This window comes from Mesorhizobium sp. YR577 (genome assembly GCF_900116595.1).
Taxonomy (GTDB): domain Bacteria; phylum Pseudomonadota; class Alphaproteobacteria; order Rhizobiales; family Rhizobiaceae; genus Mesorhizobium_M.
Map to the genome: position 1 here is coordinate 1 of NZ_FPBI01000051.1, position 13878 is coordinate 13878.

A 13878-nucleotide genomic window follows, 5' to 3' on the forward strand; every position below is an offset into this window, starting at 1 on the left:
ACCGAGCTTCTGCTTTCCGCCAGTTGATCGCTGAAGTGGTGTCAGGCCGAGCCAGGCCGCAAAATCACGTCCTTTTCTGAAGGTCGACGCACAGGGAGCCAAAGCTATCAATGCGGTCGCCGCTATCGGTCCGACACCTGGGATTGTTGCAAGCCGCCGTGCGTTTTCGTCTTCCCGAGCGCGGCGTGCGATCTCATGGTCGAGCCGTCTGACGCGATCCTCCAGATCTCGGAGCGTTTCGACCAGCATGGCAAGCGCTGATCGGGCTGCATCCGGCAAAGTGTTTTTGTCATCCGCCACGCATTCTATGAGTCCGGCAACATGGGCTGGCCCTTGAGCGGTGATGAACCCGTATTCTGCAAGGTGGCCGCGGAGCGCGTTGATAACCTGTGTTCTCTGGCGCACCAGCAAGTCTCGTGCTCGAAACACAACGCCGCTGGCCTGGGCATCCTGGCTTTTAACCGCTACAAACCGCATCGTCGGGCGTTGCGAGGCCTCGCAAATTGCTTCCGCATCGGCCACGTCACTTTTCTGTCGCTTGACTAATCGTCAGGTGACCATAATGCGAAGGAACGTGCGCAGATCGGCTGATTGTCGGCGTTTCCGCTCACATTCCTCCGCATTATTTCAGAGTGTGTCGAGCCAGGCGAGCACGCTTGCATCGCGCTTCCAGGATGGCTGGCCGCCGGGAGTGGTTGGAACGTCGACCTTTTCCAGGGCTTTCCGTTTCGTTTCCAAGTTGGCCCTGGCATAGTGGTTGGTCGTGTCGAGGCTCACGTGGCCGAGCCAGCTTCGAATGACTGTAACGTCGACGCCCGCCGAGATGAGGTGCACGGCGGTGGCGTGCCGGAAGGCGTGTGGCGTTACATGCTTGGCGCGTAGCGTTGGCATGGTTTCGGCCGCCGCCTTCACGTAGGCGGCGAGCTTGAACCGGACCCCCGAGGCGCTGAGCGGTTCACCATAGCGGTTGACGAACAGCCGCTGGTCGGGCGTCCGTGGTTGCCGTTCAAGCAATTTCTTCAGCAGCATCACGGTTTCCGGCCAGAGCGGGCAGATACGTTCCTTCCGGCCCTTGCCGGTTAGGCGCACGCAGTTCGGGCTTTCGAGCCGGATTGCTTCGGGGCACAGGTCGAGCGCTTCCTGTATTCGTGCGCCGCTGTTGTAGAGGAACGAGAGCAGCGCATGATCGCGCATGCCCTCAACGGTCGAACGGTCTGGCTGAGCGAGGATCGCCGTCACTTCCGCCGGATCCAGATAGCAAGGTTCCGACACGGGAGCGCGCTTGATCGGGATGTGGAGGACTTCGACGCATTGCGCGATCGATGCGGGATCCCTGGTGGCCACGAAGTGGAAGAAGCTGCGGATCGCGGCAAGCCGGCAGTTGCGCGTGCCGATCGTACCGCCGCGTTCATGTTCGGCGTGACTGAGGAACGCGGCGACCTCGCTGGCGACCAGATCAGCCAGCGTGATCATAGCCACCTTCTTCCCAGTGCGCTGTGCAACGAACCGAAGCAACAGCCTCCAGGTATCGCGGTATGATCGAACCGTATGGACGGACGCGTTGCGCTGCTCGACCAGCCATTCGTAGAAGAACGCGCGCAGCAGGACCGGGAATCGGTCATCCCTGCTCATGACCGCACCTCCTGCCCCAGATTGAGGCATGGTGCGCCAACCGTCCGGAACCGTTCATTTGCGTAATGCAGCAGCTCCAGCGTGACGGTGATGTAGACCAGGGTAGAGTTGATATCCCTATGACCGAGATAGGTCGCGAGGAACGGCAGACGATCCTGTGGATTGATGCCCGTCCGGTACCATTCGAGGATCCTGTTCACGACCATCGAGTGGCGTAGGTCATGAACGCGAGGCCCCGTTTTTCCTCGCAATGGCTTCAACCCGGCTCGGCGTATGACGTCAGAGAGCAACCAGGTGATCATCTCCGGCGTGTAATGGCCGTCGTCTCGCTCGTGCCAGAACAGGCCGGAGCGCGCGTCCTGTGATCCACCGGCACGACGCCGCGCGTCGATGTAGGCGCGAAGCTCGGCTACAACGCTGTTGGGTAGCGGCAGAATCCGGGTTTTGAAGAACTTGGTCTGCCGGATGATTATCGTACCGTCCTGCAGGTCAACGTCACCAATATCGAGACGGGCAAGCTCGCCGCGCCGTAAACCTGCGCAATAAGCCAGCAACAGCATCGTGTACATGCTCAGCGGTCGAAGCGGCACCCGTGGCGACGGATAGGTACGGGCGACGTCGAGCATCCGTCGCACGTCGGCAGGCGAGTAGATATGGGGCTTTCGCCATTGCTTGGCGGCCTCCTTTCTCGGTCTCGGGTCTGGTCGCCGCACAGGCATCGAGGGGTCGCGGTGACGAAGGATTTTCGCAAAGACGCGCTTGAGCTTTTCGCATTCCTCCGCGTGGTGACGCGTGACATTCGTTGCCGCCCATCGATCGATCATGGTGCTCAACGGTTCGGTTTCCGGTCCCGGATGCAACTGCAGGAACCGGTCGAACCGCAAGAGCAACAGGGGCTGCGAAGTGTATTTGTATCCTCTGCGCCGCATCATCGCGACATGCTCGGCCATTATTTCGCCCAGCACGCTGCCAAACGGCTGAGGCTGGCGCAGTTCGGCAAGAGCCCGTTCCGGATCCCGCGACGCCAGTGCCCGCCAGATCGGCATGCACTGCTTGATATTGCACTCATCGCGCAGAGCGACGACGGGATTGCGTTCGATCGCGCCGATTTCCACCAGGCGTTCGAGGAACCGGTCAATGATGCGGGTGCGGTGTAGCCGCGTCGTCGCTGCCCAGCATTCGGCCGATTTCCGCAGCCACGCCATCAGCACGTCCTGATCGAGTTCGCTGTGGCGCTCGACGACATCCTGGAAGCCGTGCAAGACCTGACCGTAGCAGGCTTGGCTTTTCATGCTGCGCAGATCAAGGCTCGCGAGATAGCGGCCAATGATCGTGCGATCGAGATCGGGCCAACGAGCGGTCATGCCGGCACCTCCGTGCCCGGCACATCAAGCGCGATGGCCCTGAGATCCTCGGTGGCAAGCTTGAGGTAGGGGGCCGTCGACGCGGTTGAGCGATGCCCCAACAGGTCGCCGATGATCTTTTGCGGAACTGACGCACGCAGCATCTCGACTGCACGCGCATGACGGAAGATGTGTGGTCCACATTTGCCTGGCGGCTTGATGCCGGCATCGCGGAGCCGCCGTCGAACCAGGCTGTATAGCTTCTCGAGCTTGCGATAGGGCGCGCGCGTGCGGATGAAGATTTCCCTGGCATCGGTCGTAGGCCGTCCGGAACGTAGATAAGCGAGCACGGCCTCGCCCGCCGGTTTCATCAAGGGCAGGAACGAGCAGGCTTGCGTCTTGCTGTGACGGACACGGATAACTTCCGTCCGCCAGTCGATGTCCTCGATCCGCAGGTTGCGGATTTCTCCAGCCCGCAGTCCATAGGTTGCAAGGATTTGCAAGATCGCGTGGTCCCGCAGCCCCGCCGGCGTCTTGTCCGTCCTCGCGGTTTCCAGCACCGCGGCGATCTGGCCCCGCTCCAGGATCGAGGGCACCCCTTCATAGGCGTAGAGCAGTGGCGCGATGACATGTGGTGACTGATCGGCCGCAATGTGGCTTGTCCTATGGAGATACCGCAACAACGAGCGAAGCCGCTCCGCTACAGATTTCAGCGAGCTGCGCGTCAGCTTCAACGCACGCGCGTCCATATAGCGGTCGATGTCGCCGACGCTCAGGCTCATCAGGCCTTCGGCACCGCATCGATCGACTTGCCAGGCCAGGAAGTGTCGAGCCTCCCACAAGAACGTGTCGATGCTGGGTCGGGCAAGGCCACGCTCCTCGCGAAGCCAGACCTCGTATTCGTCGCAGATCGTAAATCGCAGTGCATCGGCGGCGCAGGTCGCTTTCGGGGCTGGCGGCCACTGTCCCTGCACAAGCCGAAGCAGAGCGTGAATGCCCGCGCACGGAATCTGGTGCCAGCGCGGACCGGGACGTCGACCACGACGCTGCCGGAACAGGGCGACCGCATCACGCAGATATTGTTCCACTTGGGCTTCGGTGACATCCGAGGCCAGGATATTTTGCCACGCAAGATGATCGAGGAACCCGCGCGCATAAGCGCAATAGTTCCCTACCACCACCGGACTGTATTGTTGGCTGATCAGTATGGCTTTGAGCTCGGTGATCAGTTCGCAATCGGATTTCGACATCAATAGCTCCTCTGCTGGTCAAACGACCGCAGAGGTTCGCTGGAAAATAATGCGGAGCAAGTCCCTCGACGAACGGTAGAATTGCGCGGATTTCACACGTTCCTTCGCATTATGGTCACCTGACGATTAGTTAAGATATGCTCACCTGATCATAACTTAACTAACGGCTTAACGTACGCTGGCGGGATCAGTTTTACCGTGTGTCCGAATTTGCCGATCTCGCGTGCCCAATAATGCGCGCCAGCGCAGGCCTCCATGGCGACCGCGCACGCGGGTTGATTGCCGAAGAATTCAAGCGCGTTCTTCCGGCGCAGTTGTTTGCGGAAAATGGCCGTGCCAGAGGCGTCGGCTCCATGTGCCTGAAACACATTCTTCGCCAGATCCAGGCCGATTGTGGTAACTTCCATCGTGGACACTCCTTCTCTCCGGTGGCTGCAACAACCACCATTCTGGCACATCGATGCCGTCGAGGGGGTGTCCACCCCATCATTAAAGATCCCATGGGCTGGATGGCAGCCGACATTTTTGCAGAATGAGCGGTCGTCCAACAACTCATTTATGCTGAGGTGACGATGTTCAAGACTAACCAGCCTGCGACCGCCATCTACACCGATCTTGGCGCAATCTTTGTTTCACTGGAACTCAGTCGCGCGATCTGGGTGATAACTTCTCTGTCTCCGGGAAACGGTGAAACAATGTCGAAGCATTCGGTGAAGGCCGGGGACATCACCGGTTTGTTTGCACGGTTTTCGGCACTACGCGAGAAAAGCCAGACCAGAACCGGGCGCAACTATCCGATTGTTACGATTCAAGAGGCCGGCCTCGACGGCTTCTGGATTCATCGGGTGCTTGGGAAGGAAGGGATCGAAAGCCATATCGTGGATCCGGCCTCGATCGCGACATCGCGTCATCGTCGGCGAGCGAAGACTGACCGTCTTGACGGTGAGGTGTTGCTTCGGACCTTGATGGCCCACAAGCGCGGAGAGCCACGCGTCTGTGCCATGGTGAGAGCTCCATCGCCAGGTGAGGAGGACTGTCGAAGGGTGTGCCGAGAACGCAAGTCGCTGATCGTCGAACGCGTTGCCCATGTCAAGCGCATCAAAGGGCTTCTGTTCTCTCAGGGGATCACAAACTATGAACCGCTGTCCAAGGATCGTCGACAAGTCTTGGAAGAGTTGCGAACCGGCGACGGACGTGCGTTGCCAGCGCATATCAAAGCCCAGATATGCCGTGAACTGGATCGGCTCGAGCTCCTGCTCGAACAGATCAGGACTGTCGAAGCAGAGCGCGATGCTCTCATCATGGCGCAAGCGACCGATGCCAGGCCTGCACCTCTCCAGATGCTGCTGGCAGTTAAAGGCGTCGGCGCCGAGTTTGCGTCCTATGGTCGGAAGGTTTCTTCCAGCATTTTGATAACCGCCGCCAGATCGCCGCATATGCGGGGTTGGCCCCGACGCCTTGGCAAAGCGGGGCTGTCGATCGGGAGCAAGGCGTCTCAAAAGCAGGCAACCCAAGACTGGGGATAATCGGTTATCAAAGGCTGGGAGCAGCGCTGTGCATGAGAAGAAGAATGAGTAGTAGCGTAAACCCCATCGCAGAGTTGATCACCAATGCAATCAACACCGTCGAGACCGAAAGCGTAAGCCGAACCATAAGCAGGACAAGGCACATACCCGCCGAAACCAGCAGCGCGATCGTGTAGATAGTTCCCACTAGGAGCTGCCATCCGGATCAATTCGGTGATCGAGTTTCAATTGCATGAAAGTTAGGTCGAGCCATCCACCGAATTTCGTTCCCACCTCCTTGAGGTGCCCCACATGCTCGAAGCCGAGCTTTTCGTGTAGCTTGATAGAGCCGATATTCTTCGCTTCGATTCCTGCGACCATGACATGCTTGCCGATTGCCTTCGCTCTGTACACAAGTTCCACCATAAGCGACTTGCCTATCCCACCACCGCGCCGGTCCTTGTGAACGTAGACCGAATGCTCGACTGTGTGGCGATACCCGTCCCAGGCACGCCAGTCGCCGAAGGATGCGTATCCGAAGATCCTGTCTTCGTCGTCGGCCGCCACCAGCACTGGGTAGCCGGCTCGCTTGCGATCTGTCACCCAGGCGGCACGATTGGGTGCGTCAACGATGATCTTGTTCCAGATGGCGGTCGTGTTGACGACCGCGTCATTATAGATTTCCAGAATGCCATCGATGTCTCTGTCTTCGGCCTTACGAATGCGCATTCTTCTCTCCGCATAAGTTCTATTATAGTGGACGCCGTCCTTCATATCCCCCTTAGATAAGACTGTCTACTATATTAATATGGAAAGCCAATAAATTGGCACGCCCTTTGCATCAGTTAACTATCCCCTTGGCAACAACGGGAGAACCCACTTCTGGCTAACATATGGAATTCAAATGGAAAATCTGATGATGACCCGCCGTGCTGCCCTTCTCGGCACCATGGGCGCTGCAGCCGCGGCAACCATGTTCGGTGCAAAAACCGCACACGCTGCCTCGAATGTAGGCGGAATCCACGCCATTCCGGAACTGGCTCCGCAATGGAAGAAGCTTGACCTCGCAGAAATTCTGTCGCGACCGGCCGCTTACTGCTCGGTCAGCCAGAACAAGTCCTGCTATGACCCCGGGGGCGTACAGGCGGCAGAAGGACATCGCCAGCGCGGCAGTCTTCCCGCGACGATCAAGGTGGTTGAGGCCGCCCGCAAAGCCAAAAATTTTCGGTCGTTCAACTGGATTGGATACGAAGTCTTTCGTCAGGATTATCCGATGAACGACTTCGACCGTGCCCAATTCAGCGGCTGGATCGAAGGTCTCAACTGGACGAAGGAGCAGCAGGCGCGTGACAACGAACTCGTTGGCGAGCTTAGAGCTCTCGTGCACTCCGGTGATAACGAGTTCAACGAGCGGGCGCTTCAGACGGCATTCATCGGTACTCAGCTGCCGCTTGAACTCGCGCGCAAGAAGATCGAGGTCATTGTCCTTACAGGTATCCATCTCGACTGGTGCATTGAAGGCAATGCCCGCCTGGCCAGAGACAACGGCTACCTGCCGATCGTGATCGGAGACGCGTGCGGATGCCAGAAGCCTGAACAGGAAAAGGCAGCGATGGAACGCATCAACAACTTTTTCGCCCCTGTTATCTCAGCGGACATGTTCGCCAGCTTGCTGAACCAGCGGGCATAATTCCAACGACATGCTGGGACGCCAAAACGACGTGCGGCGTCCTAGTTGATGTTCCAGATTTCGTTCACTATAGTATCACGCATGACGAAATCTGGCGGTATCGATCAGCGCATTGGCGCTCGCATTCGTATAGAACGGGAAAGCCGTGGTTGGTCTTTGACGGACCTCGCCGAAAAAGCGTCTGTCTCGCGTGCCATGATCTTCAAGGTGGAGCGGGGCGAGAGCAGTCCGACAGCCACCCTGCTCGGGAAGCTTTCCGGCGCATTCGGCCTCAGCATGTCAACGCTGATGGCCCGGGCTGAGATGCAGCAGGGACGACTGCTCAGGAAGGCCGATCAACCCATATGGGTCGACCCGCAAACCGGCTATGTGCGCCGCCACGTTTCGCCACGCTCGGATATACCGCTCGACCTCGTCCGCATCGAGCTTCCTGCTGGCAGGGAAGTGTCGATGCCAGCGTCCGCCTACGCCTTCTTGCGCCAATTAATTTGGGTTCTGGACGGCGAACTCGTTTTCGTCGAAGGGCACATACGGCATGAAATGACAGAAGGAGACTGTCTCGAACTCGGCCCGCCGACCGATTGCATCTTCAAGAATGAGAGTGACCGAGCGTGCGTCTATACAGTTGCAGTCTTGAGCAATTCCTGAAATTGCCCCGGGACTCCGGTCCTCTCACTTCACTTTGCACGCGCCGCACGCCGATGCTGCAGGAGCCGTTTGCCGTCATCGCGTAGCTCGCCCCTTGGGCTGACGAACCGGTAGAGTGTCTGGCGGGTGATGCCGAGCTCGGCGCACAGATCATTCACCTTGGTTTCCGGTTGGCCCATCGCAGCGCGTGCTAGCCGGAGCTTCGCGGGGGTCATTTTGAAGGGGCGGTCCCCATGTCGGCCGCGCGCCCGCGCCGAGGCCAATCCGGCTTTCGTGCGCTCGGAGATCAATTCGCGCTCGAACTCGGCCAGGCCGGCGAAGATCGCGAAAACCAGTCGCCCATTGGCAGTGGTGGTGTCGATCGAAGCCCCCTTGTCGATTTCAGAAGACGACTTCAGTAGCGGGTACGGAGATTCAAACAGTTAGCCGATCTGGAAATTCAGGATTTTTCACAAGAGCATTTCAGTAGATGGCATTTCTGCCAATAGTGGTGTTCAGTGGATGGCATGAACAACGCAAACCTTGCTGCTCCGTCCTTGCCAGATCAAGCCCAGATTCCCGAGGGGATCCTGGGCCTCTCTGATATCGCCTGGATCGAGGCGAAGCGTCGTGCCGCGATTATCGCACCTCTTGCCGGACATGCAGAGGTACCTGCGCGATTGGCAAGGGAGGCTGGAACCGAACTCGGCCTCACCGAGCGAACCGTTTATTCGCTGATCCGCAGATATCGTCAGTCGGGCGGACTTCTGAGTTCGCTGGCTCCAAAGCCGCCATCCGGGGGCAAGGGTAAATCGCGTTTGCCATTCGTGGTCGAGACCATCATCTGCGAGGCGATCCGGGACGAATTTCTGACGCGTCAGAAAAAGCGCGCGGCGGCTGTCGTGCGTGCGGTTCGAGAAAGATGCGCGACCGCAGGCATTGCAGCGCCGGCAACCAACACCATTCGCGCTCGCGTGCAGGCGATCAGATCGGAGGAAGCCGCCAAGCGTAGGGAGGGTGGCGCTCGAAGCAAAGCGGCGCGGCGGCTGAAGGCCGCAGCCGGGGAGACGCCTGAATCGCCAGCACCAATGGCAGTGCTGCAGATCGATCATACGCCCGTCGATATTATTCTCGTCGATGAGGCATACCGCAAGCCGCTGGGCCGGCCCTATCTGACGGTGGCGATCGACGTATACAGCCGGTGTGTCGCCGGATTTTTGTTGTCGTTCGATCCACCTTCTGCCACGAGCGTCGGACTGTGCATTGCGCATGCAGCGTCTCCGAAGGACGGATACCTTGCCAGTTTAGGCCTTGGTGACTATCACTGGCCGGTTTCCGGCATGCCCGGCGCTTTCTATGTCGATAATGCCGCGGAGTTTCATTCGGAGGCGCTGACGCGCGGCTGCGAGCAGTATGGCATCGCTGAACTATCGTCCGGTCGCCACGCCTCATTATGGTGGCATCGTCGAGCGTCTCATCGGCACGCTCATGCAGATGATCCATGAAGTTCCCGGCACCACGTTTTCGAACGTCGCCGAGCGCGGCGAGTATGACAGTGACGGCAATGCCTGTTTGACGCTTGCGGAACTTGAACAATGGATGACCCTTGCCATAGTTGGCCGATATCATGGTGAGGTCCACGGCGGGCTTCTGGAGCCGCCTGTCGCGCGATGGCATCATGGGGTCTCAACGGTCGCCGCGCCGCGTCCCGTTTCCCAAACACAAGCTTTCCTCGTCGATTTCCTTCCTGTCGTTCGCCGTCGTATCACCCGTGAAGGGTTCCGCCTCGATCATATTGCCTACTTCAGCAACGCCTTGCATCCATGGGTCGCTGAACGCGACAGGATGGATCCGTTCGTCATACGCCGAGATCCGCGCGATCTTTCCCGCATTTACGCCCTCGATCCGGTCGCCCAGTTTTATGTCGAGGTCCCCTGTGCCCGCCTGGGTCGCCCGAGCATCACGTTGTTCGAACACCGGGAAGCGGTGGCTCGCCTGAGAGCCGACGGACGATCGCACGTTGATGAAGAAGCAATCTTCCGAGCCGTGGCCGCCCAGCGGGAACTGGCGCGGGACGCAGCAGCTCGAACACGCTCGGCACGCCGGAAGCTCGCGCGGATCGCGGGCAAGAATCCTCTTTCCTTTCAACCGGAGCCGACAAAGCGGGCGGAGGATGCCGAGCCGCAGATCGTCGTCACCCAGCTGTACCCGGCGACAAAATGGTGAACCGCATGGAAGACAAGGACCTTGATGCCGCCGCTCGCCTCGACCTTCTGGCCGGAGCCCAGTGGTGGATCGGCTATGACCGGGCGCAGGAGGCGCTTCGAAAGTTCGAACATCTTCTGCGTTATGGGCCTGGCCGGCTCCGGCCGCCCAATGCCCTGCTGCTCAGTCCGACGAACAACGGCAAGAGCATGGTGATCGAGAAGTTCCGTCGCGATCATACGATGGCGCCGGATATGGAAACGGATGCGGAGACCTTGCCAGTCGTCGTCGTGCAGATGCCGACCAATCCGACGATTGGCAGGTTCTATGCCGCGCTGCTTGCGGAGACAGGAGCGCCAGGTCCACGGGCTGGCGGAGGTGTTCGCACTCACGATCTGGAACAGATGGCGCTGACCGTGCTTCGGGCGATCAAGGCACGCGTCCTCGTAATCGACGAGTTGCACAACATGCTGGCCGGATCGGCGTCCGCGCGCCGCGAGTTTTTGAATCTGCTGCGCTACCTGGGTAACGCGCTGCGCATTCCCTTGATCGGCGTCGGAACGCAGGAGGCTTATATGGCCATTCGCACCGACCCGCAGCTGGAAAACAGGTTCGAGCCCATCATTCTGCCGCTGTGGGAGCCTGACTCGGAGACGGCGACCTTGCTGATGAGCTTCGCCGCCTCCCTGCCACTGCGTGGTTCCTCTCCCGATCTTCTGCGATCCGAGATCGTCGGGGCGATTGTCACGAGGACAGGAGGCACGATCGGCGAGATGCTTGCCTTGCTGCGCGCGGCGGCGATCGTCGCCGTTGAAACCGGTGAGGAAGCGATCAACGAGCAGACACTGCGGGCAGCGGACTACAAGGGGCCGGTCGAAAGGCGTATCAGTATCGAGAGGCAGCTCGTGCCTAGCTGATGAAACGGCTACCGATCCATCCCCAGCCCCTGCCTCATGAGGCGCTGTCGTCATGGATCGACCGGCTGGCCGGCGCTTATGGTCTGGCACCATGGACGTTTATGGAGCGGTCATTCGGCTTCAGCCTGCGGGACGATGAACTGAATCTCGCGCCTCCGGCTGGTCTGCTTCTGACGATGTCCGAGCGCACGGGCGTTTCGACCGAGAAACTCCATGCCATGACATTGGCGGGATATGCGCCCCTGCTCATTGACAGCATGACGCCCACCGAAGGCCTCTTCGAGACCTATGTTACTCAGTTTCCCTCTCTCGCGCCTGCCGAAAAGCGGTTCAGCCGACCGATATTCCGCCTGGATCAGCAGCGGTGGCTCCCATGGATCGCCGAAAACAAGCGTGAGCAACCACTCTTTTGCCGACAATGCGTGGCTGGTGATCCAATCCCGTACCGGCGGATATACTGGTGTGCCGCGTGGATGACATGCTGCCCTGCTCATCAGGAAATGCTTGAGCCGGGCTTCTTGCCGCATCCGCGCCGCGAGGACTTGTATGCCTTCACGCCGCGCCGGGGAGCATCCGAGAAAGTTGCTGCTCTCGATCGGTTGACCCTGCAAGCCTTGACCGAGGGCCACACCCTTCTGCCCCATGGCGGCAGCATCAACGTGGCGCTGGGTCAGGGCGTTACGCAGCCTCATCGATGAGCTTGTCCGCCCGCAATATACGCTGGCTGGCTTCAGACAAGTTATTGCCTCGGCATGGCAGTACGTGGGGCTGCCCATGCATGATGGCCTTGGGATGGATCGCGTCTTCGAAGAAATGCCGAGGGAACAGAGAGAAAAAATCACCGTCGCCGCCGAGACCATTGATCGTCTCCTGACAGGCAAATTCGACACCCGTCCCGCAAACGTCAAACACTGGTCCGCATCGACCGTCTTCGATCCGCCTCCCACCGCCCCGGATCGTGACTTCGCTTCTAGCCCTCCGCGAAAACCTGCACCGATGTCATCGGTGAAGACCGCAACTTGGGAGGAGCTATGGTCCGCAGCGGGTTGCTGCCGCACGGCGAAGCCCGCTTGAAGCCTACCATCTGCGCCAGCTGATGATCTGGAATTTGCCGGAATCGAAAATCGAGGCGGTCAATTCCGATCTGCGCAACTTGGGCATCGAGGTCATCGAAACACGGCCGGACACATGACGTCACAAAATCAAAAATCAGAAGGTTTATAGAGCCTAGACAATATGACGGGTTCTGTGACAAGTTCGCGGTGAGGCGGGAGGAGATTCCCGTTTGTACAAATACGAGCGTTTATATGACAACCATGATCGGATACGCTCGAGTCTCGAAAGCCGATGGTAGCCAGGTCCATGACCTTCAGCGGGATGCGCTGACCAAGGCAGGGATCGAGGCCGACAAGGTCTATGAAGACTCTGCGTCGGGAAAGAAGGATGATCGCCCCGGACTTGCCGCCTGTATGAAGGCGCTGCGCGACGGCGACACGCTCGTCGTCTGGAAGCTCGATCGCCTCGGCCGCGATCTGCGCCACCTCGTCAATCTGGTCGACGAACTGACGAAGCGAAACATCGGCCTGAAGGTATTGGCCGGCGAAGGCGCCTCGATCGATACTTCGACCGCCAATGGGCGGCTTGTGTTCGGCATATTCGCCGCACTGGCCGAATTCGAACGGGCGTTGATCATCGAGCGGACTAAGGCGGGATTGGCAGCGGCACGAGCACGTGGTCGAAACGGCGGCGCGCCCTTCAAGATGACGCCGGCGAAACTGCGTCTCGCACAAGCATCCATGGGAAAGCCGGAGACGAAAGTCGCTGACCTGTGTTCCGAACTCGGTGTCACCCGGCAGACACTTTACCGGTTCGTGGGACCAAAAGGCGAATTGCGAGCTGACGGAGAACGCCTGCTCACACGGAAAAAGTAAAGCCTTGATCCAGTTTAAGAAGGATCATCCGGCATCACTTCATTCAAATCTACCTGGCAGGAGCCCAATATTGAAACGCGAAATTCCCATCAAATCCTTTGCTATCTCCTTGTTCATTTTGAAGCCTCGAGACGATACCTTTGACCTTCTCCTTTTACGCAGGACCAGTAGTACTCTTACCGGAGAATGGTGTCAGGTCGCAGGAGGCATCGAACATGGTGAGACCGCGTGGCAGGCAGCACTTCGGGAAGCTGAGGAAGAAACCGGACTCAGCCTAACAGATCTGTATTCCGCTGATATTTGCGAGCAGTTTTATGAAGCCGATCGAGACGGGATCACACTGACGCCGGTATTTGTCGCCTTTGCACCGACAGACCTGCAAGGTGCGACTTAACGACGAGCACGATGATTTCCGCTGGCTGTCTTTAAATGAGGCGGCCGCCTTGCTGCCGTTCGCCGGACAGCGGGCCACTCTTGAGCATATCAAGAAAGAGTTCGTTGAGAGGAAGCCGAACCCGTGGCTGCGCGTCCAAGCGGGAAGATAGCCACCCTCCAGGCTGCTCTCTCAGCTACCGTAATCTGTGCCCCTTATTGAGATCGGCTAAAAAGCATCGTCCTTCCTTCAGGTAACCCTACTGAAATCCACTTTTGAACAACACTGAAATCCTCTTCTGGAATCGACACCTGTGCGTCGACCTTCAGAAAAGGACGTGATTTTGCGGCCTGGCTCGGCCTGACACCACTTCAGCGATCAACTGGCGGAAAGCAGAAGCTCGGT

General features: G+C 58.9%; 13 protein-coding genes and 5 pseudogenes. 11 read left to right on the forward strand and 7 right to left on the reverse strand.

The features are described from left to right. The 5 genes and pseudogenes from BM413_RS31755 to BM413_RS31775 all read right to left on the reverse strand — a co-directional run. Positions 1-543: pseudogene (locus tag BM413_RS31755) on the reverse strand (IS110 family transposase); the annotation flags it as partial. Between the two features lie 84 nt (positions 544-627). Beyond that, entirely contained in the window at positions 628-1632 is a 1005-nt protein-coding gene (locus BM413_RS31760; protein ID WP_091918835.1) for a site-specific integrase, read from the reverse strand. Next, positions 1629-2996, reverse strand: a complete 1368-nt coding sequence (locus BM413_RS31765; protein ID WP_091918836.1) for a tyrosine-type recombinase/integrase — start codon at positions 2994-2996, stop codon at positions 1629-1631. The genes BM413_RS31760 and BM413_RS31765 overlap by 4 nt, the downstream gene beginning before the upstream one ends. Beyond that, entirely contained in the window at positions 2993-4225 is a 1233-nt protein-coding gene (locus BM413_RS31770; protein ID WP_091918837.1) for a site-specific integrase, read from the reverse strand. The genes BM413_RS31765 and BM413_RS31770 overlap by 4 nt, the downstream gene beginning before the upstream one ends. Before the next feature lie 155 nt (positions 4226-4380). Beyond that, a pseudogene (locus BM413_RS31775) lies at positions 4381-4632 on the reverse strand (IS110 family transposase); the annotation flags it as partial. A 165-nt stretch (positions 4633-4797) separates the two neighbouring features. Between BM413_RS31775 and BM413_RS31780 the strand changes: the two are divergent. Beyond that, positions 4798-5744: pseudogene (locus BM413_RS31780) on the forward strand (IS110 family transposase); the annotation flags it as partial. 51 nt (positions 5745-5795) lie between these two features. After that, positions 5796-5927: a hypothetical protein gene (locus BM413_RS34080; protein WP_280141878.1), complete on the forward strand. Its 132-nt coding sequence runs from the start codon at positions 5796-5798 to the stop codon at positions 5925-5927. A gap of 10 nt (positions 5928-5937) precedes the next feature. On the opposite strand, the gene BM413_RS31785 is transcribed toward BM413_RS34080, so the two are convergent. Continuing rightward, positions 5938-6459 (reverse strand): GNAT family N-acetyltransferase, encoded by a 522-nt coding sequence (locus BM413_RS31785; RefSeq protein ID WP_091918838.1) that lies wholly within the window; start codon positions 6457-6459, stop codon positions 5938-5940. A gap of 175 nt (positions 6460-6634) precedes the next feature. On the opposite strand from BM413_RS31785, the gene BM413_RS31790 reads away from it, so the two are divergent. Both BM413_RS31790 and BM413_RS31795 read left to right on the forward strand, forming a co-directional pair. Further along, a complete protein-coding gene (locus BM413_RS31790; protein WP_244538142.1) occupies positions 6635-7420 on the forward strand; it encodes a cysteine hydrolase family protein in 786 nt (261 codons plus the stop codon). Positions 7421-7501: 81 nt separating this feature from the next. Next, complete coding sequence (locus BM413_RS31795) at positions 7502-8068, forward strand: helix-turn-helix domain-containing protein (RefSeq protein ID WP_091918843.1); 567 nt, start codon at positions 7502-7504, stop codon at positions 8066-8068. Positions 8069-8097: 29 nt separating this feature from the next. On the opposite strand, the pseudogene BM413_RS34085 reads toward BM413_RS31795, so the two are convergent. After that, positions 8098-8439, reverse strand: a pseudogene (locus BM413_RS34085) (recombinase family protein); the annotation flags it as partial. 135 nt (positions 8440-8574) lie between these two features. On the opposite strand from BM413_RS34085, the gene BM413_RS33955 reads away from it, so the two are divergent. From BM413_RS33955 to BM413_RS31835, 7 genes and pseudogenes are all read left to right on the forward strand, one after another. Continuing rightward, positions 8575-9552: a transposase gene (locus BM413_RS33955; protein ID WP_244538143.1), complete on the forward strand. Its 978-nt coding sequence runs from the start codon at positions 8575-8577 to the stop codon at positions 9550-9552. Then, positions 9461-10273: a Mu transposase C-terminal domain-containing protein gene (locus BM413_RS33960; RefSeq protein ID WP_244538144.1), complete on the forward strand. Its 813-nt coding sequence runs from the start codon at positions 9461-9463 to the stop codon at positions 10271-10273. The genes BM413_RS33955 and BM413_RS33960 overlap by 92 nt, the downstream gene beginning before the upstream one ends. 5 nt (positions 10274-10278) lie before the next feature. Then, positions 10279-11169, forward strand: a complete 891-nt coding sequence (locus BM413_RS31810) for a TniB family NTP-binding protein (protein ID WP_091918844.1) — start codon at positions 10279-10281, stop codon at positions 11167-11169. Next, positions 11169-11867 (forward strand): TniQ family protein, encoded by a 699-nt coding sequence (locus tag BM413_RS31815; RefSeq protein WP_091918839.1) that lies wholly within the window; start codon positions 11169-11171, stop codon positions 11865-11867. Before BM413_RS31810 ends, BM413_RS31815 begins: the two co-directional genes overlap by 1 nt. 609 nt (positions 11868-12476) lie before the next feature. Beyond that, the gene (locus BM413_RS31825) at positions 12477-13100 is read left to right on the forward strand and encodes a recombinase family protein (RefSeq protein ID WP_091918841.1); all 624 of its coding nucleotides are present in this window, start codon (positions 12477-12479) and stop codon (positions 13098-13100) included. Between the two features lie 70 nt (positions 13101-13170). Continuing rightward, on the forward strand, positions 13171-13494 hold the full coding sequence (locus BM413_RS31830) for an NUDIX domain-containing protein (RefSeq protein ID WP_348272959.1): 324 nt from the start codon (positions 13171-13173) through the stop codon (positions 13492-13494). 300 nt (positions 13495-13794) lie between these two features. After that, positions 13795-13878, forward strand: a pseudogene (locus BM413_RS31835) (transposase); the annotation flags it as partial.

What these genes read in the sequence shown, in the direction of transcription:
- BM413_RS31760 (WP_091918835.1), bottom strand. Translation starts at nt 1,632, where the DNA reads ATGAGCAGGGATGACCGATTCCCGGTCCTGCTGCGCGCGTTCTTCTAC.
- BM413_RS31765 (WP_091918836.1), bottom strand. Translation starts at nt 2,996, where the DNA reads ATGACCGCTCGTTGGCCCGATCTCGATCGCACGATCATTGGCCGCTAT.
- BM413_RS31770 (WP_091918837.1), bottom strand. Translation starts at nt 4,225, where the DNA reads ATGTCGAAATCCGATTGCGAACTGATCACCGAGCTCAAAGCCATACTG.
- BM413_RS34080 (WP_280141878.1), top strand. Translation starts at nt 5,796, where the DNA reads ATGAGTAGTAGCGTAAACCCCATCGCAGAGTTGATCACCAATGCAATC.
- BM413_RS31785 (WP_091918838.1), bottom strand. Translation starts at nt 6,459, where the DNA reads ATGCGCATTCGTAAGGCCGAAGACAGAGACATCGATGGCATTCTGGAA.
- BM413_RS31790 (WP_244538142.1), top strand. Translation starts at nt 6,635, where the DNA reads ATGGAAAATCTGATGATGACCCGCCGTGCTGCCCTTCTCGGCACCATG.
- BM413_RS31795 (WP_091918843.1), top strand. Translation starts at nt 7,502, where the DNA reads ATGACGAAATCTGGCGGTATCGATCAGCGCATTGGCGCTCGCATTCGT.
- BM413_RS33955 (WP_244538143.1), top strand. Translation starts at nt 8,575, where the DNA reads ATGAACAACGCAAACCTTGCTGCTCCGTCCTTGCCAGATCAAGCCCAG.
- BM413_RS33960 (WP_244538144.1), top strand. Translation starts at nt 9,461, where the DNA reads ATGGCATCGCTGAACTATCGTCCGGTCGCCACGCCTCATTATGGTGGC.
- BM413_RS31810 (WP_091918844.1), top strand. Translation starts at nt 10,279, where the DNA reads ATGGAAGACAAGGACCTTGATGCCGCCGCTCGCCTCGACCTTCTGGCC.
- BM413_RS31815 (WP_091918839.1), top strand. Translation starts at nt 11,169, where the DNA reads ATGAAACGGCTACCGATCCATCCCCAGCCCCTGCCTCATGAGGCGCTG.
- BM413_RS31825 (WP_091918841.1), top strand. Translation starts at nt 12,477, where the DNA reads ATGACAACCATGATCGGATACGCTCGAGTCTCGAAAGCCGATGGTAGC.